16 protein-coding genes are annotated in these 21,363 nt (G+C 72.3%); 10 read left to right on the top strand and 6 right to left on the bottom strand.

Annotated features, from left to right (window positions below; translation table 11 throughout):
• The first annotated feature begins 153 nt into the window (after positions 1–153).
• From ACWKZU_RS17690 to hflX, 4 genes are all read left to right on the top strand, one after another.
• A complete protein-coding gene (locus ACWKZU_RS17690; RefSeq protein ID WP_449283652.1) occupies positions 154–1,128 on the top strand; it encodes an AAA family ATPase in 975 nt (324 codons plus the stop codon).
• Positions 1,125–2,474: a DUF58 domain-containing protein gene (locus ACWKZU_RS17685; protein WP_449283651.1), complete on the top strand. Its 1,350-nt coding sequence runs from the start codon at positions 1,125–1,127 to the stop codon at positions 2,472–2,474. The genes ACWKZU_RS17690 and ACWKZU_RS17685 overlap by 4 nt, the downstream gene beginning before the upstream one ends.
• A complete protein-coding gene (locus ACWKZU_RS17680; RefSeq protein ID WP_449283650.1) occupies positions 2,467–5,037 on the top strand; it encodes a transglutaminase-like domain-containing protein in 2,571 nt (856 codons plus the stop codon). Before ACWKZU_RS17685 ends, ACWKZU_RS17680 begins: the two co-directional genes overlap by 8 nt.
• A 140-nt stretch (positions 5,038–5,177) precedes the next feature.
• Entirely contained in the window at positions 5,178–6,818 is a 1,641-nt protein-coding gene (gene hflX / locus ACWKZU_RS17675; RefSeq protein ID WP_449283649.1) for a GTPase HflX, read from the top strand.
• 209 nt (positions 6,819–7,027) lie between these two features.
• Here the strand turns inward: hflX and ACWKZU_RS17670 are convergent, their stop codons facing one another.
• Positions 7,028–8,431 (bottom strand): aspartate aminotransferase family protein, encoded by a 1,404-nt coding sequence (locus ACWKZU_RS17670; protein WP_449283648.1) that lies wholly within the window; start codon positions 8,429–8,431, stop codon positions 7,028–7,030.
• A 203-nt stretch (positions 8,432–8,634) separates the two neighbouring features.
• On the opposite strand from ACWKZU_RS17670, the gene ACWKZU_RS17665 reads away from it, so the two are divergent.
• The 4 genes from ACWKZU_RS17665 to ACWKZU_RS17650 all read left to right on the top strand — a co-directional run bounded on the left by ACWKZU_RS17665 (position 8,635) and on the right by ACWKZU_RS17650 (position 14,886).
• Positions 8,635–10,185 (top strand): S-layer homology domain-containing protein, encoded by a 1,551-nt coding sequence (locus ACWKZU_RS17665; RefSeq protein ID WP_449283647.1) that lies wholly within the window; start codon positions 8,635–8,637, stop codon positions 10,183–10,185.
• Between the two features lie 152 nt (positions 10,186–10,337).
• Positions 10,338–12,689 (top strand): 5-methyltetrahydropteroyltriglutamate--homocysteine S-methyltransferase, encoded by a 2,352-nt coding sequence (gene metE / locus ACWKZU_RS17660; protein WP_449283646.1) that lies wholly within the window; start codon positions 10,338–10,340, stop codon positions 12,687–12,689.
• Positions 12,686–13,984 carry a hypothetical protein gene (locus ACWKZU_RS17655; RefSeq protein ID WP_449283645.1) on the top strand — a complete coding sequence of 433 codons (1,299 nt, stop codon included), beginning with the start codon at positions 12,686–12,688 and terminating at the stop codon, positions 13,982–13,984. The genes metE and ACWKZU_RS17655 overlap by 4 nt, the downstream gene beginning before the upstream one ends.
• On the top strand, positions 13,981–14,886 hold the full coding sequence (locus ACWKZU_RS17650; protein WP_449283644.1) for a methylenetetrahydrofolate reductase: 906 nt from the start codon (positions 13,981–13,983) through the stop codon (positions 14,884–14,886). The genes ACWKZU_RS17655 and ACWKZU_RS17650 overlap by 4 nt, the downstream gene beginning before the upstream one ends.
• 279 nt (positions 14,887–15,165) lie before the next feature.
• Here ACWKZU_RS17650 and lipA read toward each other — a convergent pair whose 3' ends face one another.
• From lipA to lexA, 3 genes are all read right to left on the bottom strand, one after another.
• Positions 15,166–16,185 carry a lipoyl synthase gene (gene lipA / locus ACWKZU_RS17645; RefSeq protein WP_449283643.1) on the bottom strand — a complete coding sequence of 340 codons (1,020 nt, stop codon included), beginning with the start codon at positions 16,183–16,185 and terminating at the stop codon, positions 15,166–15,168.
• Complete coding sequence (gene lipB, locus ACWKZU_RS17640; protein ID WP_449283642.1) at positions 16,182–16,904, bottom strand: lipoyl(octanoyl) transferase LipB; 723 nt, start codon at positions 16,902–16,904, stop codon at positions 16,182–16,184. The genes lipA and lipB overlap by 4 nt, the downstream gene beginning before the upstream one ends.
• 104 nt (positions 16,905–17,008) lie before the next feature.
• Positions 17,009–17,674, bottom strand: coding sequence for a transcriptional repressor LexA (lexA, locus tag ACWKZU_RS17635; protein ID WP_449283641.1), 666 nt, complete (start codon positions 17,672–17,674; stop codon positions 17,009–17,011).
• 253 nt (positions 17,675–17,927) lie between these two features.
• Here lexA and ACWKZU_RS17630 point away from each other — a divergent pair, with 253 nt between their 5' ends.
• Positions 17,928–18,353 (top strand): hypothetical protein, encoded by a 426-nt coding sequence (locus ACWKZU_RS17630; RefSeq protein WP_449283640.1) that lies wholly within the window; start codon positions 17,928–17,930, stop codon positions 18,351–18,353.
• On the opposite strand, the gene ACWKZU_RS17625 is transcribed toward ACWKZU_RS17630, so the two are convergent.
• A complete protein-coding gene (locus ACWKZU_RS17625) occupies positions 18,305–20,368 on the bottom strand; it encodes a heavy metal translocating P-type ATPase (RefSeq protein ID WP_449283639.1) in 2,064 nt (687 codons plus the stop codon). The genes ACWKZU_RS17630 and ACWKZU_RS17625 overlap by 49 nt on opposite strands.
• Complete coding sequence (cmtR, locus tag ACWKZU_RS17620; RefSeq protein ID WP_449283638.1) at positions 20,332–20,700, bottom strand: Cd(II)/Pb(II)-sensing metalloregulatory transcriptional regulator CmtR; 369 nt, start codon at positions 20,698–20,700, stop codon at positions 20,332–20,334. Before cmtR ends, ACWKZU_RS17625 begins: the two co-directional genes overlap by 37 nt.
• 83 nt (positions 20,701–20,783) lie before the next feature.
• Here cmtR and ACWKZU_RS17615 point away from each other — a divergent pair, with 83 nt between their 5' ends.
• On the top strand, positions 20,784–21,227 hold the full coding sequence (locus tag ACWKZU_RS17615; protein ID WP_449283637.1) for a hypothetical protein: 444 nt from the start codon (positions 20,784–20,786) through the stop codon (positions 21,225–21,227).
• Positions 21,228–21,363: the final 136 nt, after the last annotated feature.

Here is a 21,363-nt window from a genome sequence, read left to right as displayed (position 1 = left end):
CAAGTATTCCAGGCGCAGGGGTGCCCGCACGCCGATGGCCGCCGCCGCGCGGCCGCGCGGCGTGTTCTCGGCGGAGCGTGGGAGCATAGAGGGACAGACAGCGCCGACCGTCCCACGGCTCCGGCGCGGACGACAGGACTGATGGCGGGACCGATGACGCAGACGACGGCACAAGAGGCGGAGGCCGTCGCGGCGATCGCGCGCGGGATCGCCGACGAGGTCGGCAAGGCCGTGGTGGGCAAGGCCCTCGAGATCGACGCGGCGGTGGCCACCCTGCTCGCGGGCGGGCACCTGCTCATCGAGGACGTGCCGGGAGTGGGCAAGACCACTCTGGCTTCGGCACTCGCGCGCAGCTTCGGCGCGCATGCGGCGCGCATCCAGTTCACCTCCGACCTGCTGCCCACCGATGTCACCGGCGTGTCGGTCTTCGACCAGTCCACGAAGGAGTTCCGGTTCCACGACGGTCCGATCTTCGCCAACGTCGTCGTCGCCGACGAGGTCAACCGCTCCACGCCCAAGACCCAGTCGGCCCTGCTCGAGGCGATGGGCGAGGCGCGGGTGACGGTGGACGGCACCACCTATCCGCTGCCGAACCCGTTCATGGTGGTCGCCACGCAGAATCCGCAGGACATGGAGGGCACCTTCCCACTGCCCGAGGCGCAGCGGGACCGCTTCATGACGCGCATCTCCCTGGGCTATCCGTCACTGGAGGCGGAGGTCTCGCTGCTCGGCCCGCACCCGGCCGAGGGTGTGCTCGCCGAGGTCGACGCGGTCGTGCCGCTCGACCGGGTCGTCGCCGCGAGACGTGCGGTGTCCCGCGTGCACCTGGCGCCGGAGGTGGCGCGCTACCTGGTGACGATCGTGTCGGCCACGCGCGAGCATCCGGGGATCGCCCACGGGGCGAGCCCGCGGGCCTCGCTGCACCTGGCGCACATGGCCAGGGCGAGGGCGGCGATGTCGGGCCGCGCCTACGCCTCCCCGGACGACGTGGCGGCGATGGCCGGGATCGTGCTCTCGCATCGCATCGTCACGGGCGATCTGCACGCCTCCGCCGCCGACGCGCTCGCCACGGCCGCCGGGGTCGTTCGCGACGTGGTCGCCCGCACTCCGGTCCCCGGCTTGCCATGACCGGCCGGCCGCGGCAGCCGGGCGCGATCCGGCTGAGCCTCACCCGGCGCGGCCTGGCGCTGCTCGTGCTCGCGGCCGCCGTCTGCGCGCTCTGGGCCGCGGTGCGGCTGCGGGATCTGCTGGCCCTCGCGGCGCTCGTCGCGGCGGTGCTCGTGGTGGCTCTCGCCTGGCTGGTGCTCATCCGCATGCGCATGCGCGCTCGAGCCGAGGTCTCGAGCGACCTGCTCACCCCGGCCGTGGGCGACACGGTGACGACGACCGCCTCCGTGCGGCACGGCCTGCCCTTCTCGCAGAGCGCCGAACTGATGTGGGAGGGGCCGCACGGCGGCCGGATCCTGCCGCTCCTGCTGCCCCGTCTCGGGGAGGCGCGGCAGACCGCGGAGTGGTCGGCCGAGCGGCGCGGCCCGCTTCCGCTCGCGGCCTCGGCGCTCGTCGTCTCCGACCCCTGGGGGATCGCGAGGGTCAGGATCCCGCTCGGCGCGCGCACCGAGGTGCTCGTGCTGCCGACGCTGCTGCCGGCCGAGCACCTGCCGCCCGGGCTCGCGGGGCGGGCCGGCGCGCGCGGCGCGGCCTCGGGACCGGCCGCCGACTCCGCGTCGGGGAGCGGACGCGGTGGAGGCAGCGCCGAGGAGGCCGGGGGCGGGCTGCGGGAGTATCGTGCCGGGGACCCGCCGCGTCGCGTCCACTGGAAGCAGAGCGCCAGGCAGGATCGGCTGCTCGTCAACGTCCCGGAGCACGGCGCGGGGGAGCAGCTCGCGATAGCGCTGATGCTGGATCCCGGCGCGTATCGAGGGCCCGGCGCGGAGGCCGAGCACGCGGACTTCGAGCACGCGGTCTCGCTCGCTGCGACACTCGTGACGCTGCGCGCGGGACCCGGTGGCGCGCGCGGCGGAGACGGTCGTCGGGTCGCCGTGACGCTGTGCACAGTGAGGAGCGCGGGCGGCGCGCCGGTGATCGAGCGCTCGACCTCCTCCGTCGCGGATGCGCTCCGCGCCCTCGCGCGGGCGGAGCCTGCGAGCGATCCGGCCCGATCCGGCGACGGAGGGATCGGCTCACCCGCGTTCCGGCCCACTGCGATCGTCACCGGCGCGGTCACTCCCGCGGTCGCGGCGCTCGCCTCGCGCTCCTCGGCGGGGATCGTGGTCGCGGTCTCGGCGGGAGGCCGGGACCCGGGTCCCCGCACCGCACTTCCCCCGGGATGGGAGCTCGTGCGGGCCCGCCGGGCCGACGAGACGACCTCACGAGTCGTTCCGGCGGGGACGGCTCGGACCGCCTCGGCGACGAACGGGCCGACGGCGGCGACGGCGATGGCGGCGCCCCGGGGCCGAGGGACGCGCCATGGGTGACACCCGCGCCCCGAGAACGTGGCGGCCGCTCGTCGGGGCCGCGCTGCTGTGCGCGCTGTGGATCGTGGGCCTGATCGGACTGCGGGAGGTCTTCGTCGGCGGCGCCTGGACGTGGCGGGCGCTGGGCTCGATGGCCGCGGTGGTGCTCGTGGGCGGCGCGGTGCAGATCGTCCGGCCCGCTCTGAGGCTTCGGGCATGGGCGATCGGCGTCGTCGCGGGCGCCGGCCTGCTCGCCTGGTCGATGCTGCAGGACGGCCGATTGCGGGGGTGGTTCCGGGAGCCCCTGCGGCTCATCCAGGAGACGTGGCTCGCGGTGTCCGAGGGCGTTCCGCCGCTCGAACTGTCGGGGGCCCTGCTCGACGTCGTGCTGTCTGCGTGGTTCGCGGGGCTGGCCCTGTCCTCGCTGCTGCTCATCCGCTTCGGCCTCTACTTCGCATCCGGGATCATCCCGGCGGTGCTCCTGCTCGCGCCCGTGGCGGTGACCTCGCTGCGCGTCCCGGCGCCGCAGCTGCTGTGGACGGGTGCGCTGCTACTCCTGCTCCTGTGGACGGGTGCCCCGCCATCGGTCGGCCGTTGGCGGGGGATCGCGGCGACCGGCCTCGCGCTCGCGCTCGCCGCCGGGCTGGTCGCGGCCCTGCCCCCGGCCCCGGACCGGGTCTGGAACTCCGCCGCGGTCTCGGTCTCCCCGGTCTCGTCGGGCGTGCCGGACGTCACGATCGCGCTGGCACGGGATCTGCAGGAGCGCAGCGGCACGGTCGCGTTCGAGTACCGGGGGAGCACCGACAGCGATGGCTTCGGGAACAGCACGGCGCGATTCACGCTGGCCGTGCTCTCGGATTTCGACCAGGGGACCTGGCTGCCCGAGGACGCCTTCGACGCGAGCGGGGCGAACGTGGGGTCGGCACGAGCGGCCGCCTCCGAGGAGATGGGGACGTCCACCGGGCCGTTCGGGGCCGAGTCGTTCGTCTCCATCCGGGTCAAGGGGCTCCTCAGCTCGTGGCTGCCGATGCCGTCGCGGGCGGCGCGCGTCGAAGCCTCCGGCGGATCCTTCGATCCCTCGCAGTGGAGCTGGATCGCCGGTTCCGCGACGGCGCGCTCAGAGACGGCGCTGACGCGTCCGGGCGACGGATACCGCGTGTTCATCGAGAACCCGTTCGCGTTCGACGCCTCGGGGAACCCGGTCAGAAGCTCCGGCGCGGATGAGTTGACGGATCCCGATCGCTATCTCGCGCTGCCCGAGGGAATCCCCGACGCGATCACGGCAGCGGCGCGCGAGGCTACGGCGCCCTTGGATCCCGAGGGGACCGCCTCGTCCGAGCCGGGCGCGGGGCCGACCGCCTCCTACCTGTCCTCCCTCGACCCCGGTTCGCCCGCGACGTTCTCCCGGAGCGACGGTTCGGGCGGCGGGGTCGCCGGCACGGACGCGGGGTACATGATCGACGGTGAGGCCGTCGTGGTGTCCGGTCCGTCGCGGGAGGTCGACGCCGAGGCGAATCGGCGATTGATCGCCGCGAGCCTGCTCGAGGGATGGTTCCGCTCGGGGGAGTTCGTCTACGACGAGCGTGCGCCCTACGAGCCCGGCGCCGATCCCGAGGACCCCTACGCCATGATGGAGGCCTTCCTCGCCCAGCGGTCCGGCTACTGCGTGCACTTCGCCTCCACCTACGCGGCCATGGCCCGCTCGCTGGGGCTGCCGAGCCGGGTGGCGGTGGGGTACGTCTCCCGTCAGAGCGGAGCGGGATGGACGTCGGTGCGGGCGCGCGAGCTGCACGCCTGGCCCGAGATCCACGTGGAGGGGTTCGGGTGGGTCCCGTTCGAGCCGACACCGGGAGGCGCGGGATACCGTGCCGAGACCGGTCAGCCGGATCGCGGCGAGGCGGAGACGGGTGACGGGCCGTCGGCGCTCGTCGATCAGCCGGATCCGTCGACGCCGACCGAGGATGAGCCGGACGAGGCGGGGGAGCCCGAGGAGTCCGACGCCGGTGATGCCGCGACGGACGCACCGGACGGCGCCGCGAACGCGGCACCGCTCGCCCCGGGGATCGTGCTCGGGGCGGTCGGCCTGATCCTGATCCTGCTGTGCATCGCCCCGGGCGTGCGCCTGGCGCGGCGGATGCTCCGGAGGCGTCGCATCGGGCGCGGTGAGGCCCCCGCGGCGCAGGCCTGGGCCGAGCTCGTGGACACCGCGGTGGACCTGGGGGTCTACCTGCCCGATTCGGCCCCGGCACGGGCGCGCACGCCCGAGGCCGTCGTCGAGTACCTCTCCGCGCGCGGACTGCTGGGCGGTGCGGCCGAGGCCGCCGACCGGGCGGGCGGGGCGGGCGCGCGCGAGGATGCCGCCCACGGGGGCACCGGGCGCGGGGCGGCCGAGGAGAAGGCGGCGGGTGTGGCCCGCGCCGTCGTCGAGGAGCTCTACGCGGCGGCGCCGGAGGGCGCCCCCATGCGGGATCCCGAGCCGCTCATCGCCGCGCTGGAGCTCGTCACCGCCGCCCTGCGCTCCCGGACCGGGTGGCGCGCCCGACTGCGGGCGGCGCTGCTTCCGCGATCCGTGCTCGGGAGATGACCGCGCGGTCGGCACGGCCGGCGCAACGGTTCGCCCGCAGGGTCGCGCGGCCGGTCGTCTCCCCGGTCGCGCGGGAGGGGTCTGCGCCCACGGCGAACGGCCGACACGCCCGGCGCGGATCCGCGTACACTGGAGGCCAGATGACGAAACGCTTCACAGACGATTCAGCCCGCACGTTCGAAACCGACGAGCCGCGCGACGACGCGCTCGACTCGACCGAGCACCTGACGGGCGAAGGCACCGGTACGACCACTCCCCGGGCGAGCGACGACCCGCTCGATCGGGTGCTCTCCCGCGCCGCGAGATCGGGATCCGCCACGGTGATCCGGGATCGCGGAGCCGAGCTGCTCGGCCAGGGCGCCCAGGCGCTCGGCGACGAGGAGCACGATCAGCTCGCGGAGGACCTCGAGCTGATCCGCATGGAGCGCGAGGATCGCGCCTCGCTGAAGCGCGTCGCCGGGCTCTCCACCGAGCTCGAGGACGTCACCGAGGTCGAGTACCGGCAGCTGCGCCTCGAGAATGTCGTGCTCATCGGGGTCTACACCGGCTCCAACCGCAACAGCTCCGAGGACGCCGAGAACTCCCTGCGCGAGCTCGCCGCGCTCGCCGAGACGGCGGGCGCCCGCGTGCTCGACGGACTGCTGCAGCGCCGCGCCACTCCCGACCCGGCGACCTACCTCGGCAAGGGCAAGGCGCAGGAGCTGGCCGAGCTCGTGGCGGCCGTCGGCGCCGACACGGTGATCGCCGACACCGAGCTCGCCCCCTCGCAGCGCCGCGCGCTGGAGGACGTGGTGAAGGTCAAGGTGATCGACCGCACCGCGGTGATCCTCGACATCTTCAGCCAGCACGCGAAGAGCCGCGAGGGCAAGGCCCAGGTCGAGCTCGCGCAGCTCGAGTACCTGCTGCCCCGCCTGCGCGGCTGGGGCGAGTCGATGTCGCGCCAGGCGGGCGGCCAGGTGGGCTCCGCGGGAGCGGGCATGGGCTCGCGCGGTCCCGGTGAGACGAAGATGGAGCTGGACCGGCGCAAGATCCACACGCGCATGGCGAAGCTGCGCAAGCAGATCGCCGGCTTCGCGCCGGCACGCGATGCCAAGCGCGCCAACCGCAAGCGCGGCGAGGTGCCGTCGGTGGCGATCGCGGGCTACACGAACGCGGGCAAGTCGAGCCTGCTGAACCGCCTCACCGGCACGCAGGAGCTCGTGCAGAACCAGCTCTTCGCCACGCTCGACACCGCCGTGCGCCACGCGGAGACCGCCGACGGGCGCCGCTTCACCTACGCCGACACGGTCGGCTTCGTGCGCAATCTGCCGCACCAGCTGGTCGAGGCCTTCCGCTCCACCTTCGAAGAGGTGGGCGAGGCCGACGTGATCCTGCACGTGGTCGACGGATCCCACCCCGATCCCGAGGCGCAGCTGCGCACCGTGCGCGACGTGATCGCCGAGGTCGACGCGCAGGGCATCCCCGAGCTCGTGGCCTTCAACAAGGCCGACCTGCTCGACGAGTCGCAGCGCATGGTGCTGCACGGCCTGGCGCCGGACGCCGTGTTCGTCTCGGCCCGCACGGGTGAGGGGATCGAGGAGCTGCGGCGCCGGATCGACGCAGCGCTGCCGGTTCCGGATCGAGAGGTCACCGTCGTGGTCCCCTACGACCGCGGCGAACTCGTGGCCGAGATGCACGAGCGCAACCGCGTGCTGTCGACCGAGTACGTCGAGGAGGGCACGCGCGTGCGCGCCTACGTCACCGCGGAGATGCTGGCGAAGCTCGAGCCCTACGTGGAGTAGGGGCGTCGTGTGGGGGATCGGCCGCCCCCTTCGACAGGCTCAGGGGGCGGCCGCGCCGACCCGCTGACCGAGTGAGCGAAGCGGGACGAGGGGCACGGCACAGTCCATTTCCGTCATCCTGCGCGAGGAACGAGTCGCAGGATCCACAGTGCTCAGGCTCTGGATCCCGCGACTCGCAAGCTCGCGCAGGATGACGGGAGGCTCACGGACTACGCGCGCAGCTCCTGGGCGAGGGAGCGGAAGTCCTCGATGAGGATCCCCATGTCGTCCTCGGTGTGCGCGAGCGAGACGAGCCACTGCTCATCGAGGCCGGGAGGCGTCAGCACGCCGCGGTTCACACCCCACAGCCAGGAGAGCTCGGCCACGCCGAAGTCGGTGGCCTTGTAGTCGCGGTAGTTGCGCACGGGCGTCGTGGACCAGGTGACGCAGCCCTTCGCACCGAGACCCACGGTGTGCGCGGGCAGCTCGTACTCGCCGATGATCGAGTCGATGGTGTCGAGGGTGCGGTTGTTCAGGTCCTCGAGCCCCTGGCTCGCCTCGGGGGTGATGAGCTGGTCGACGGCGCGCGCGGCCGCCATCACGAGCGCGTTGCCGTTGTAGGTGCCGAAGTGGTCCATGCGGCCGTCCACGACGACCTGCATGATCTCCTGCTTGCCGCCGAACGCGGCGAGCGGCAGGCCGCCGCCGATGGACTTCGCGAGGGTGATGAGATCGGGCTTGACGCCCAGGCGCTGCGCGGCGCCGCCGTGGCCGGCGGTGAGGCCGGTCTTGACCTCGTCGAAGATGAGCACGACGCCGTACTGGTCGCAGAGGGCGCGCACGCCCTCCAGGTAGCCCTCGTCGGGCAGCACGATGGCGAGGTTCTCGATCACCGGCTCCACGACGAACGCGGCGATCTCGTCGCCGTGCTCGCGGAAGGCGCGCTCGAGCTGGCCGAGATCGTTGTAGGCCACCACGTAGACGTCGCCGGTGATGGCGTCGAAGGGGGCGTCGGGGATCGGGTTATCGGCCGGGCCGATGTCCTCCAGGGCCGGCTTCACCGACACCTGCAGCGCGTCGTAACCGCCGTGGTAGCCGCCCTCGATCTTCGCGATCGCGCGGCGCCGGGTGTAGGCGCGGGCCGTGCGGATCGCGTACATCAGGGATTCGGTGCCCGAGTTGGTGAAGCGGAGCATGTCGAGATCGAAGCGCTGCTTGAACCGCTCCGCCATCTCGGTGGCCTGCGGCGAGGGGGTCACGAAGAGCGTGCCGATGTTGTCGAGCGTCTCCGTGACGGCCTCCACCACCAGCGGGTTCAGATGTCCGACGAGTCCGGCGCCGAAGCCCATCGAGAGATCGAGGAGCCGGTTGCCGCCGACATCCGTCAGCCAGGCGCCGCGCGCCTTCTCGATCGTGATGGGATAGGGCTCCCAGTACTGGAACGAACTGGTCACGCCGAGCGGAAGCGTCTCGGCGGCGCGCGTGTTGTGCTCGCCCGAGGCCTGCGACCAGGACGTGAAGCGCTCCCACTCCGACGCGAGCAGCCGCTGCACGCGATCAGGATCGACCGGCTTCGAATCCGCGGGGAGTACGCGCCGGGTTCCCGGCGCGTTGGGTGGGGTGCTGTCGGCCATGGATTCCTCCTTCTTCGCGGCGGCGGACGCCGTGCGGCGCCGCCTCGCTCAAGGTACCCCGCAGGACCGTACGCGGACAAGTGCGCCGCGCGCGATCACGCGGTCGTCCGGGCTTGGGCCCGGCGGATCCGTCGGGTAGCGTGCTATCGGACCGTCTTCCGCGAACGACGCGGGCGGTCGACGAGGCACCGAGGGGGAAACGCATGAGCGTCATGCTGAAGACCGACCTGTTCTCGCGCGGACGCGCCCTGGCGATGGGGGTGGTCGCCGCGCTGGCGTTCACGGCGATCGCCGTGCTCCCCGCGGGCGCGGCCTGGGCCGATGAGGATCGGGATCCGGACGCCGCGACGGTCGAGGAGACGGTCGAGCAGGGGACCGCGGCCGAGGATCCCGCCGCCGGGGCGGCGGAGGGCGCGGATCTCGAGGATCCCGCCGACGCGGCGGTCGTCGACGAGGGGCTGAGCGCTCGTGCTCCCGGCGCGGCGGCCTCGGACGGAGGCCTGCAGGCGAACGCGCCGGTGCCGACCGCGGAGGCGGCTGCGACCCGCCAGATCAGCGGGAAGGTGGTCTTCGCCGCGGGAACTACCCTGGCGCAGAAGCGCGCATTCGCGATCTACGTCAACGAACCCGGCAAGCAGGGGAAGCGGTACCAGGCGGGCGTCTCGGGGTTCAGCTACAACCCGACCGCCGCGGGTGCGGGCACCCAGAACTGGACCATCTCCGGTCTCAAGGCCGCCAAGTACTACATCTGGGTCGACATCAACGATGCCGACGGGTACTACAGCGCACCGCTCGCGCTCGGACTGAACGGCGGGAACGCGCCCATCGATCTCGCGAGCGGCAACGCGACCGGCATCGACATCGACGCCAACATCGGCAGCGTCTCCGTCGGCATGGTCTCGCCCTACACGGCCGCGGGCACCTACAAGCTCATGCTCGTCGACGCGTCGGGCAACACGAAGAACGTCACGAACTCCGTGTTCTCGGGGGACAGCAGCGCCTCGTACCCGCTGCGCAACCACGACTTCAACGCGAAGCCCGGCACCTACACGCTGCGCGCCGACCTGCCCAACGGCCTCAAGATCTACTACGACGGCACCCCCTTCGGCACCGAGAAGGCCTCCGGGGCGAAGCGCATCAAGATCGAGCTGATGAAGCGGGTGAAGCTCGGCAACTTCGACCTGCGCGACTTCACGGACGTGCCGAAGGGCTACAAGTTCTACACCGACATCAACTGGCTGGCTCAGAACGGCGTCACGACCGGCGTGAACCAGCCGAACGGCACGCTGAAGTTCGTGCCGAAGGGCGACGTGTCGCGCGAGGCGATGGCCGCCTTCCTGTACCGCCTGTCGGGGGAGACCTACCGCGCCCCCGCGAAGAGCCCCTTCACCGATGTCAAGCCCGGCCACAAGTTCTACACGCAGATCATGTGGGCGTACGAGAACGGGGTGACGACCGGCATCAAGCAGCCCCGGGGCAAGCTGAAGTTCGCACCCGGCGACCGCATCACGCGCGAGGCGATGGCCGCCTTCATGTACCGGCAGTACCGGACGGAGCTGCCGAGCACCGGAGGGTCGCGCACCTTCACCGATGTGCCGAAGAACCACAAATTCGCGCGGGAGATCACCTGGATGGCTGCGAACGGCATCACGACCGGGGTGAAGCAGCCGGGCGGCAAGGCGGCGTTCCAGCCCAAGGCCACGACCACGCGGGAGGCGACCGCCGCGTTCCTGCACCGGGCGGAGACGAAGTAGGGAGCGCTGCGCGGATCGCCGCGTTGCGGGCGTAATACTTCGTCATTCATACGGCGCAACATGCGGGACGGACGTCCGGGGCCCGGGATACCGTGAGGGTGTCCCGAGGCTCCTCGGGCGTCCGCAACCCGCTCACGAGTCGAAGGACCCGCATGCCCGCAACGACGACCCTGCCCAACGCCACGATCCTCGGTTACCCGCGTCTCGGCCGCCGCCGCGAGCTCAAGCGCGCCGTCGAGTCCTTCTGGAAGGGCACCACGAGCGAGGCCGAACTGGTCGAGACCGCCCGCGAGCTGCGGGCGGCGACCCGCGCCCGCCTCGTCGAGCTCGGCCTGCCGGCGTCTGGAGGCGCCGTGCCCGAGAGCTTCAGCTTCTACGACCAGGTGCTCGATGCGACGCTGGCGCTGGGCGCGATCCCGCATCGCTTCGCCGACGTGGCGGCCGGCGCCGCGAGCGATCTGACGACCTACTTCGCGCTGGCGCGCGGCGACGAGGACCACCAGCCGCTCGAGATGACCAAGTGGTTCGACACGAACTACCACTACAGCGTGCCCGAGATCGACGAGCGCACGCCGCTCGCGGCGAACCCCGCGGACCTCGTCGCGCAGCTCGTCGAGGCGGGAGAGCAGGGCATCGAGTCCCGCCCGGTGCTCGTCGGCCCCGTCACCTTCCTGCTGCTGGCGAAGGCCTCCGACGAGGCGGGCGAGGGCTTCCGGCCGATCGACCGTCTCGACGAGGTGGTGGCGGTCTACGCGCAGCTGCTCGCGGCGCTCGCCGCGGCCGGCGCGACGTGGGTGCAGCTCGACGAGCCCGCGCTCGTCTCCGACTCCCTGTCCGTGCCGCGGGAGCAGGCGCTCGCGCTGGTCGAGCGCGCCTACGCGGCGCTCGGCGCCTCGGAGCAGCGTCCGCGGATCCTGCTCACCGCCCCCTACGGCGACTCGTCCCGTGCGCTCGTGCGCCTCGGCGCGCTGCCGGTGGAGGCCGTGCAGGCCGACCTGGTGCGCGGCTCGCTGCCGCAGGACGCGCTCGCGTCCGGCGAGCTGGCGCGGGCCTTCGCCGGCACGCAGCTCGTGGCGGGCGTCGTCGACGGCCGCAACATCTGGCGCACCGATCTGCGTGCCGCCTTCGGGCTCGCAGCGCAGCTGCAGCAGGCCGGCATCGACACCGTGATCGGCACCTCGAACAACCTGCAGCACGTGCCGCACGACGTGAGGGACGAGTCGAAGCTCGACGAGCGGCTGGCCTCGTGGCTCGCCTTCGCCGACCAGAAGGTCGAGCAGGCGGCGATCCTCGCCCGCGGTCTCGCCGACGGCGCGGCCGCGATCGAAGCCGAGCTGGCCGAGGTCGACCGGGTGCTCGCGGATCGCGCTGCCGCCCCCGGCGTGCGCGTCGACGGCATCCGGTCCCGCGTCGCCGCCGTGACCGAGGCCGACCGGCGTCGCGCGCCCGAGCAGGAGCGCCGCGACGCGCAGGCCGCGCTCGGCATCCCGCAGCTCGCCACCACCACCATCGGCTCGTTCCCGCAGACCGGCGAGATCCGCAAGGCCCGTGCCGCGTTCACGAGGGGCGAGATCGACCAGCAGTCCTACGACGGCTTCCTGCGCGAGGAGATCGAGCGCGTCATCCGGCTGCAGGAGGAGATCGGGCTCGACGTGCTCGTGCACGGCGAGGCCGAGCGCAACGACATGGTGCAGTACTTCGCCGAGCACCTCGACGGCTTCGCGGTCACCGAGCACGGCTGGGTGCAGTCCTACGGCACGCGTGCGACCCGGCCGTCGATCCTGTGGGGCGACGTCTCGCGTCCCGCACCCATCACCGTCGCCTGGTCGTCCTACGCGCAGTCGCTCACCGATCACCTCGTGAAGGGCATGCTGACGGGGCCCGTCACGATCCTCGCCTGGTCGTTCGTGCGCGACGACCAGCCGCTCGGGGACACCGCGTCGCAGGTGGCGCTCGCACTGCGCGACGAGATCGACGACCTCGTCGCGGCGGGCATCAAGGTCGTGCAGGTCGACGAGCCGGCGCTGCGCGAGCTGCTGCCGCTCGACGCCGAGCGCCAGGCGCCCTACCTCGACTGGTCGGTCGGCGCCTTCCGCCTCGCGACGAGCGGCGCGGCCCCCGAGGTGCAGATCCACACGCACCTCTGCTACTCGGAGTTCGGCGAGATCATCGACGCGGTCGACGGGCTCGACGCCGATGTCACGAGCATCGAGGCCGCCCGCAGCCGGATGGACGTCGTGGAGCCGCTCGGCGAGCACGGCTACTCGCGCGGGATCGGCCCGGGCGTGTACGACATCCACTCGCCGCGCGTGCCGAGCGTCGAGGAGCAGACCGAGCTCATCAGGATTGCCGCGGCTCGCATCCCGGGGAAGCAGCTGTGGGTCAACCCCGACTGCGGACTGAAGACCCGCGGCTACGAGGAGACCGTGGCGAGCCTCACCAACCTCGTGCTGGCGGCGCAGGCCGTTCGCGCGGCCGAGCTGAGCGGCGCGGGGGTGGCGTGACACCCCCGAATCCGGGCGAGGAGCCGGCCGCGGCCCCGGGAGCGATCCCCGGGGCCGCGGTCGGGCCCTGGCCGGCCGGCGAGCTCCCCACCGAGCCCGTCGGCTCGCTGCCCCGTCCGGCCCGGCTGCAGCGGGCGGTGCTCGACGCCGAGACCGGGCTCACGTCCCAGGCCGAGCTGCGCGAGGAGCAGGACCGCGCGGTGCGCGACACGCTCGAGCGGCTGACCGCCACCGGCTCGCCGATCATCAGCGACGGCGAGCAGCGGCGGCAGAGCTTCGCGAGCTATCCGCTGGGCAGCGACTCCGCCGACGTCGAGGAGGGGCCGGTGTTCGCGGTCTTCGCCGACGGCCACCACCGGGTGATCCCGAGCCTCGCGCGAGCCCCGTTCCGCTTCCGCGCCTGGGCCGCCGACGACGTCGCCGCGGCCCGCGCGCTCACCGCGCTGCCGTTGAAGCAGGCCGTGATCTCGCCCTCGATGCTCTCGCTCATGGTACCCGCGGAGGGTCTCGGCGCGTACACGCGCGCGGTGTTCCTCGACGACGTGGTGTCCGGCTGCGCCGAGGACATCAGGCGCTGCTTCGCCGCGGGAGCCTCCCGCGTCACGATCGACTTCACCGAGGGGAGGCTGGCGCTGCGCCGCGACGTGCGGGCCCCCTGGGCGGGTCCGGAGGCGCTCGGGGGATTCATCGAGCTCATCAACCGGGTGCTCGAACGGCTCGCTCCCGAGGAGCGCGCCGCGGTCGGCGTGCACACCTGTCCCGGCAACGACAACGACTCCGCGCACAGCGCCGACATCGACTATGCGGAGCTGATTCCCGAGCTCTTCCAGATCGAGGCGGGCTACTTCCTCGTGCAGGCGGCGAGCGAGAAGGATCCGGATCGCGTGGCCCGGCTGATCGGCCGTCAGCTGCGGCAGCGCTCGCGAGCGGAGACCGCGGCCCCCCGCGTGCTGCTCGGCGTCACGAAGCCCACGAGCCCGAAGCTCGAGACCGCCGAGCAGATCCGGGACCAGCTCGTGCGCGCGGCCCGGTTCATCCCGGCGGAGCTGCTCGGCTCCACCGACGACTGCGGTTTCTCGCCCTACCTCATCGACGAGAAGCCGCGTCACGGCTCTCCGGACTTCGCGCGCGACGTCGCCTTCGCCAAGATCGCCGCGCGCGTGCGCGGCACCGCGCTGGCGAGCGAGGAGCTGGGCGGAGGCGCACCCGCGGAGCCGCTCTCCTACGCCGGCTACGGGGTCACCGGACAGCCCGCGCCGCGGGAATCCGTCGTCCAGAACGGCGTGCCCTCGTGAACGCGGTGCTCCTCACCGGAAGCGCTCCGACGCGGGCGCGGTTCTCCTTCGAGGTGTTCCCCGCGCGCAGCGGTGCCGCCGCGCTCGCGCTCGGGCATGCGGTGCAGCACCTCTCGGCGGCCGATCCCGACTTCGTCTCGGTCACCTACGGCGCCAACGGATCGAACCGCGACGCGTCGCTCGACCTGCTGAAGTACCTGCGCGACCACACCGATGCACTGCCGCTGGCGCACCTCACCACCGTGGGCGAGAGCCGCGAGGCGCTGCGGGAGACGATCCACGGCATCATGGACGCGGGCGTGCACGACTTCCTCGCGCTGCGCGGCGACCCGCCCCGGGGCCTGGGAGAGGAGGACCCGAGCGTGGCGGGCTCCCTCAGCTCGCTCGAGCTCGTGGAGCTCATCACCGAGGCGCGCGCCGAGCGTCCGCCGCTCACGAGCGTGGGGCGAACGGCGGTCGCGGCGTACCCGAACGGGCATCCGCTGTCCCGCTCCCGCTCCGAGGACATCGAGTGGCTCATCGCGAAGCAGGAGGCCGGGGCGCAGTTCGCGATCACGCAGCTCTTCTTCCGGGCCGAGGAGTACCTGTCGTTCGTGGACGACGCGCAGGCGGCGGGGCTGCGGATCCCGATCCTGCCCGGCCTCATGCCGGTGTCGACGAGCGCGCAGCTGCGCAAGGTGGCGTCGCTCGCGGGCCGGCCTGCGCCCGCGGGCCTCGAGCGCGAGATCGAGGAGCTCGGCGGGTACGCGCCCGAGCTCGGCGTCGAGCACACGGTCGAGCTGGCGCGCGAACTGCTGGCCGGCGGCGCGCCGTCGATCCACCTCTACACCTTCAACCGGCACGAGCAGGTGCTCGCCGTGCTGCGCGAGCTGCACCTGCTCACGCCCGATCCGGTGCGGTGACGGGCGCAGCTCGCCTGTTCCGGTGCTCGCCCGGCCCGCCGGCCTCGTCTCACCGACCCGTCGGCCTCGTCCCGATCCGCGCCGGCCCGCTCACCCGCCTCGTCCTCCCCGCTCACCCGCCGCCCGAACCCGCCTCTGTCTTCGCGCGTCAGTAGGTGTCGCTACCGCGGCAGTTTGGTGACATCTACTGGCGCGCGAAGAGAGGGAGTGGCACGGGTACAGGTGAGGGCGCGGGTGGGAGCCGGATGCAGGTGGATGGGAACGCGGGGCGGCTCGGGGTCACACCGCCTGGGGGAACGACTCGGCTGCCCGATCGGCGAGGTGCTGCAGCGCCTCGGGGACGGGGCGGCCCTTGCGCGCCATCGTCTGGGCCCAGAGCCGGCCGGCGCGGTAGGAGGAGCGCACGAGCGGGCCGGCCAGCACGCCCGCGAACCCCATCGCGTCGGCCTCGGCCTTCAGCTCGACGAACTCCTCGGGGCGCACCCAGCGATCGATGGGGTGATGGAGCTTCGAGGGGCGCAGATACTGCGTGAGGGTGAGGATGTCGCATCCGGCGTCGCGCAGCTCTCGCATGGTGCTCGTGATCTCCTCGCGGGTCTCGCCCATGCCGAGGATCAGGTTCGACTTGGTGATCATGCCGGCCGCCCGGGCCTGCGTGAGCACGCCGAGCGAGCGCTCGTAGCGGAACCCCGGCCGGATCCGCTTGAAGATGCGTGGAACGGTCTCGAGGTTGTGGGCGAAGACCTCGGGCGCCGCTTCGAAGACCTGCGCGAGGTCCTCGGGACGGCCGCCGAGATCATCGGCGAGCACCTCGACGCCCGATCCCGGGTTGAGCTCATGGATCTGCCGGATGGTCTCGGCGTAGAGCCACGCGCCGGTGTCGGGGAGGTCGTCGCGGGTGACGCCGGTGATGGTGGCGTAGCGCAGCCCCATCGTGCGCACCGACTCGGCCACGCGGCGCGGCTCGTCCGTGTCGAGGGGCAGCGGCTTGCCCGAGGTGATCATGCAGAAGTCGCAGCGCCTCGTGCAGATCGAGCCGCCGATGAGGAAGGTGGCCTCGCGATCCTCCCAGCACTCGAAGATGTTGGGGCAGCCGGCCTCCTGGCAGACGGTGTGCAGGCCCTCCTTCTGCACCAGCGCGTGCACGTCTTGATACTCGGGCCCGAGCCGGGCGCGGGTCTTGATCCACTCGGGCTTCTTCTCGATGGGCGTCTCGGCGTTGCGGGCCTCGATGCGCAGCAGCTTGCGGCCCTCGGGCTCGGGGCGTGCGCCGGTCGACGGCAGGATCCGCGCGCTCACTCGGCCGCCTCCTCGAGGGCGGCCGCCAGCCGGGCCTCGAGCACGGGGGCGATGTCCGCCGGTGAGACGGTGCAGCCGGCGAGCCCGGAGAGGGTGGCCACTCCGGCGTCGGTGATGCCGCAGGGCACGAAGTTCGCGAAGGGGGAGAGATCGTTGCTGCAGTTGACGGCGAGGCCGTGCGTGACGATGCCGCCGCTCGTGTGGATGCCGATCTGCGCGAACTTGGAGGGGGCCGGCGCTCCCGTCTCGGCCCAGACGCCCGCGCGGCCCGGGATGCGGAAGCCCGCGATGCCGAACTCCGCCGCGGTCTCGATGACGACCCGCTCGAGCAGTCGCACGAAGTCGACGACCCGGAGGCGCTCGCGCAGGCGGATCACGGGGTAGACGACGAGCTGACCCGGGCCGTGCCAGGTGACCTTGCCGCCGCGATCGACCGGGACGACGGGAGTGCCGTCCTGCGGGTACTCCTCGGGGAGCGCGCGCCTGCCCGCGGTGTATACCGGAGTGTGCTCGAGCAGCAGCACGGTGCCGCGATCGGCGCCGTCGCGGATGCGCTGCGCGGCCGCGTGCTGCAGCTCCAGTCCCCTGGGATAGGGGACGAGATCGGGGGCCAGCCCGGCGGTGATGAAGGGCACGGCGCGGGATCGGGTCCGAGCGGGAGCGGTTTCGGCGACCGGTGCGGTGTGGGTCGTCGGGGAATCGGTGAGCGTGAGCGACATGCTCTCAAGATTATTTATACTCGGTTTAACAAATCAAGTCGGGGACGCGAAAGGGCCGCGGATCCACTCGGATCCGCGGCCCTGGGGATGGCCCGGGTGCCGGCTCAGACGGAGCGGAACACCGCCACTACGCGGCCCAGCACCTCGGCGTGATCGCCGAGGATCGGCTCGAAGGCGCTGTTGCGGGGGAGCAGCCAGGTGTGCCCATCGCGGCGGCGGAACACCTTGACGGTGGCCTCGCCGTCGAGCATCGCCGCGACGATGTCGCCGTTCTCGGCCTCGCGCTGCTGGCGCACCACGACGAAGTCGCCGTCGCAGATCGCCGCGTCGATCATCGAATCGCCGACCACGCGCAGCATGAAGAGCTGCCCGTCGCCGACCAGCTGGCGGGGGAGCGGCACGATCTCCTCGACCTGCTGCTCGGCGGTGATGGGCACACCCGCGGCGATCTGGCCGACGAGGGGCACGTACGCGGCTTCCTCGGGCTGCTGCGTCGGGGCGTCGGCGATGGCGCTGCTCGTCTCCGCGAGCTCGACGAGGATCTCGAGCGCGCGCGGCCGGTTCGGGTCGCGGCGGATGTAGCCGCCGAGCTCCAGGCGGCTGAGCTGGTGGGTGACGCTCGAGAGCGAGGAGAGGCCGACGGCGTCGCCGATCTCGCGCATGCTCGGGGGGTATCCGCGGCTCTCGACGGAGCGCGCGATGTACTCCAGGATCGCCTGCTGCTTCTCGCTCAGGGGCTTCGCGGAATGGGGCGCGGCAGCGTTGCTCATCGCTGTCCTTTCTCGGCCGGGCGGTGCTCGGGTGACGCGATCCGTGAATGTCAGTGGTTGCTGGTTCAGTGATCCCGTTGCTCGAAACCCTAGCCGTTGACTTCGAACACGGGCAAACATGTGTTCGAGTGTCGCGGAAAAGATCGAAACATGTGTTCGATGAATCGCTTGCGGTTTCGGAAACTCGAAGATATATTCGAAACAGATGTTCGCCCGGCGCAGCCGGCGAAGGTCGAGCAGAAAGGACACCACGATGAATGCGCAGACGATTCCGGCCCAGGGCGCGCTCGAGATCGCGTCGGTCGCGGGTTCCGCCGCCGACGGCGGCGCGGTCAAGCTGCGGCTCACCCGTCGGGGGCGCGTGGTGTTCGGAGGCCTTGCCACGGTGCTCGTGGCGGGTCTGCTGGCCTTCGTCGCCGCTCTCGGCGCGCCGCAGGCCGTCGCGTCCGACGCCGAGGGCGGTCAGCAGTTCCACTACGCGGTCGTGCAGCCGGGATCCTCGCTGTGGTCGCTGGCCATCGAGCTCGATCCGTCGGCCGACCCGCGCGACCTGGTGGCCGAGATCGTGCAGCTCAACCAGCTCGAGGGCTCCGGGGTCGAGGCGGGGCAGCCGATCGCGGTGCCGCTGCGCTACTCCGAGAGCCCGGCGGTCGTGTCCGCCGATGAGCTGGGGATCTGAGGTTCTCGCGACCCCTGCGGAGCGAGCGCGCGTCGAGGCCACCTGGCGACTCCCACCGGGTCCTTCGGGCGGCTGGCGGCTCGGATCCCGTTGAGAATCACGACGACCTCGGCCAACTCGTGCACGAGCACCACGCCGGCCAGCCCGAGTACTCCGAAGAGCGCGAGGGGGAATAGTGCGACGATGATCGCCAGGGCGAGCACGATGTTCGCGGTCATGATGCGACGGCCCCTGCGGGCGTGCGCGATCGCGGCGGGGATGAGCCTCAGGTCGTGCCCTGTGAACGCGATGTCGGCGGATTCGACTGCTGCAGCCGAACCCTGCGCTCCCATCGCGATCCCGACCGTGGCGGTTGCGAGAGCCGGTGCATCGTTGATGCCGTCGCCGACCATCGCAGTCGGCCGCTCCGCCGCGAGCGCCTCTATCGCCTCGGCCTTGTCTGCGGGAAGCATCTCCGCACGCACATCGAGGATCCCGGCCCGCGCCGCGAGAGCGCGCGCGGTGAGCGCGTTGTCCCCGGTCAGCATGGCGGTCGCGATTCCCTGACCGCCGAGCAGACGCACGGTCTCGGCGGCCTCGGGACGGAGTTCGTCGCGCACGCCGATGAGGCCCACGGTCTCCTCTTCCTCCGCGACGGCGACCACGGTCATGCCCTGCTCGGCCATCCTCTCCGCGTCGCGGCGCAGTGCTCCTGCTCCGAGCCTGCGCACGCTGCCGACCCGCACCCGCCGGCCGTCCACGCGGCCCTCGACGCCGTGACCGGCTTCCTCGGTGAGGTCCTGCGCCCGCAAGCCGGGCCTCGGCGCGGCCGCGATGATCGCCGTGGCGAGCGGGTGCGCGCTGCTCGCCTCGAGCGCGGCGGCGAGGGCGAGCACCCTCTGCCGGTCGATGGTCCCGGCGGTCCGAACGTCGACGACGACGGGCTCGTTGCGGGTGAGGGTTCCGGTCTTGTCGAATGCGACGCGGCGGATCGTGCCGAAGCGCTCGAACGCCTCGCCGGAGGTGATGATCACGCCGAGCTTCGACGCCGAGCCGATGGCGCTGATCACCGTGACGGGAACCGCGATCGCCAGGGCGCACGGCGAGGCCGCCACCAGCACCACGAGGGCGCGCTCGATCCACAGCCGGGGGTCCCCGGTCGCGATGCCGAACAGCGCGACGAGCGCGGCCGCCGCCAGGACGAGCGGCACGAGCGGCCGGGCGATGCGGTCGGCCAGTCTTGCCCGCGCTCCTTTTCGGGCGTGAGCCTGTGCAACCAGCGCCACGATCCGCGTCAGCGAGTTGTCCGTTCCATCGGCGACCGCCTCGACGCACAGTGTCGCGGAGCCGTTCACCGTTCCCGCCGCCACCGGGTCGCCCGGCCCGGCGAGCACGGGAATGGATTCGCCCGTGACGGCCGACGCGTCCACGCTCGACCGTCCCTCGACGATCACGCCGTCGGTGGCGATGCGCTCACCGGCGCCGATGACGAGCACTTCGCCCCGGCGCACGTCGGCGCCCGCGATCGTGATGTCGCCCTCGGGGCGCCGCACGCGCGCGGTGTGCGGGATGAGTTCGAGCAGCGCGCGAAGGCCCGCTTTCGCCCGGCTCATCGCACGATCCTCGAGTGCTTCTGCCAGGGAGAACAGGAACGCCAGTGCGGCGGCCTCGCCGATGTGCCCGAGCAGCACGGCACCGATCGCGGCGATGGTCATCAGCAGGCCGACGCCCGGTTCGCCGTGACGGAGCCGCCGGATCGCGCCCGGGACGAAGGTCGAGGCTCCGGCGATCAGCGCCGTGAACTGCAGCGCCAGCGCCGGGACGCCCGCTCCCGCCCACTCGCAGGCGTATCCCGCGAGCAGCAGCAGTCCTGCGAGAGCGGAGGGCAGGAGGGCCGGATCGCGCCACCATGCGGGCACTCCCGCCTCGGAGTCGCGCTCGGCGGGCATCGCGGCCGGAGCGGCGGGTTCGGGGGTGGCGGGGCCGCAGCACTCCTCGCTCACATCGTCTCCCGCGCCGGGCCGTCCGAGCAGCATCCCGGCACGGTGCACGCCGGATCTACGCAGGGGGCGTCCTCGTCGACCGCGAGCGTGGCATCCACGAGCGCGGTGAGCGCCGCCGTGAGGTGCGGGTCGGCGATCTCGTAGCGGGTCCGCCGGCCTTCGGGCTCGGCCACCACGATGCCGCAGCCGCGCAGGCACGCGAGATGGTTCGACACGTTCGTGCGCGTCAGCTCGAGATCCCGCGCCAGTTGCGCGGGATAGCCCGGAGTCGACAGCAGGGACAGCAGGATGCGCGAGCGCGTCGGGTCGGCCAGGGCGCGGCCGAGACGATTCATGACGTCGAGGCGAGAACCTATGGTCAGCATGTGATGACTATACAGTACATACTGACCTATTCGAGCGTTGCGAGCACGGCGACGGCAGTGCCACTGACCCTAGAATGACACCCATGTCCACGGATTCGCAGCAGCGTCGCGCGAACCGGGGAATCCGCTTCTTCCGCGGCGTCGCGATCGCGTGCGCGGTGCTCATGGTCGCCGTCGGTCTCTGGGCGAGCGCGCACCACGAGACCTCTCGGACGGCCTCGGAATCGTCGACGCTCTCGGACATCGCATCGCTCACGGATGTCGCTCCGTTCGCCGTTGGTGCCGATATCGAGTACGCCGGGACCGATGCCGGGCACGCCGGGGATCCCGGCGGAGACCCGCTGATGGAACTCTGCGCGCTCGGCGTCCTCTGCGGGCTCGCGATCTGCGCGGTCCGAGCGGTGCGACGGGGGCCCGGGAGCGCGTCGCGTCGCGGCCCGCGCACTGCGGGCCGGGCGCTCCCGCAGCTGCGTTCCCGCGAGACTGCCGGCCCTCGCCTCCACGTGCTCGGAGTGCTCCGGATCTGATCGGCGCCGCGCCGTATCGTCACGCCGTATCGTCCGCTCCGTGTCGCCGCTCGCGATCCGCGATCGGGGCAGCGGTGCGTCGCCCGTACCGGCGGCGCGCCCCTCGAGCGTGCGCGAGACGGCGGACCCGACTCGT

The organism is Leucobacter sp. (genome assembly GCF_053528595.1).
The sequence above is the reverse complement of the archived record's forward strand: the minus strand, read 5'-3'. Positions and strand labels throughout refer to the sequence as shown.

What these genes read in the sequence shown, in the direction of transcription:
- ACWKZU_RS17615 (WP_449283637.1), top strand. Translation starts at nt 20,784, where the DNA reads ATGTCCACGGATTCGCAGCAGCGTCGCGCGAACCGGGGAATCCGCTTC.
- hflX (WP_449283649.1), top strand. Translation starts at nt 5,178, where the DNA reads ATGACGAAACGCTTCACAGACGATTCAGCCCGCACGTTCGAAACCGAC.
- lipB (WP_449283642.1), bottom strand. Translation starts at nt 16,904, where the DNA reads ATGTCGCTCACGCTCACCGATTCCCCGACGACCCACACCGCACCGGTC.
- ACWKZU_RS17690 (WP_449283652.1), top strand. Translation starts at nt 154, where the DNA reads ATGACGCAGACGACGGCACAAGAGGCGGAGGCCGTCGCGGCGATCGCG.
- cmtR (WP_449283638.1), bottom strand. Translation starts at nt 20,700, where the DNA reads ATGCTGACCATAGGTTCTCGCCTCGACGTCATGAATCGTCTCGGCCGC.
- ACWKZU_RS17685 (WP_449283651.1), top strand. Translation starts at nt 1,125, where the DNA reads ATGACCGGCCGGCCGCGGCAGCCGGGCGCGATCCGGCTGAGCCTCACC.
- ACWKZU_RS17665 (WP_449283647.1), top strand. Translation starts at nt 8,635, where the DNA reads ATGAGCGTCATGCTGAAGACCGACCTGTTCTCGCGCGGACGCGCCCTG.
- metE (WP_449283646.1), top strand. Translation starts at nt 10,338, where the DNA reads ATGCCCGCAACGACGACCCTGCCCAACGCCACGATCCTCGGTTACCCG.
- ACWKZU_RS17680 (WP_449283650.1), top strand. Translation starts at nt 2,467, where the DNA reads ATGGGTGACACCCGCGCCCCGAGAACGTGGCGGCCGCTCGTCGGGGCC.
- lexA (WP_449283641.1), bottom strand. Translation starts at nt 17,674, where the DNA reads ATGAGCAACGCTGCCGCGCCCCATTCCGCGAAGCCCCTGAGCGAGAAG.
- ACWKZU_RS17625 (WP_449283639.1), bottom strand. Translation starts at nt 20,368, where the DNA reads ATGCTGCTCGGACGGCCCGGCGCGGGAGACGATGTGAGCGAGGAGTGC.
- ACWKZU_RS17630 (WP_449283640.1), top strand. Translation starts at nt 17,928, where the DNA reads ATGAATGCGCAGACGATTCCGGCCCAGGGCGCGCTCGAGATCGCGTCG.
- ACWKZU_RS17670 (WP_449283648.1), bottom strand. Translation starts at nt 8,431, where the DNA reads ATGGCCGACAGCACCCCACCCAACGCGCCGGGAACCCGGCGCGTACTC.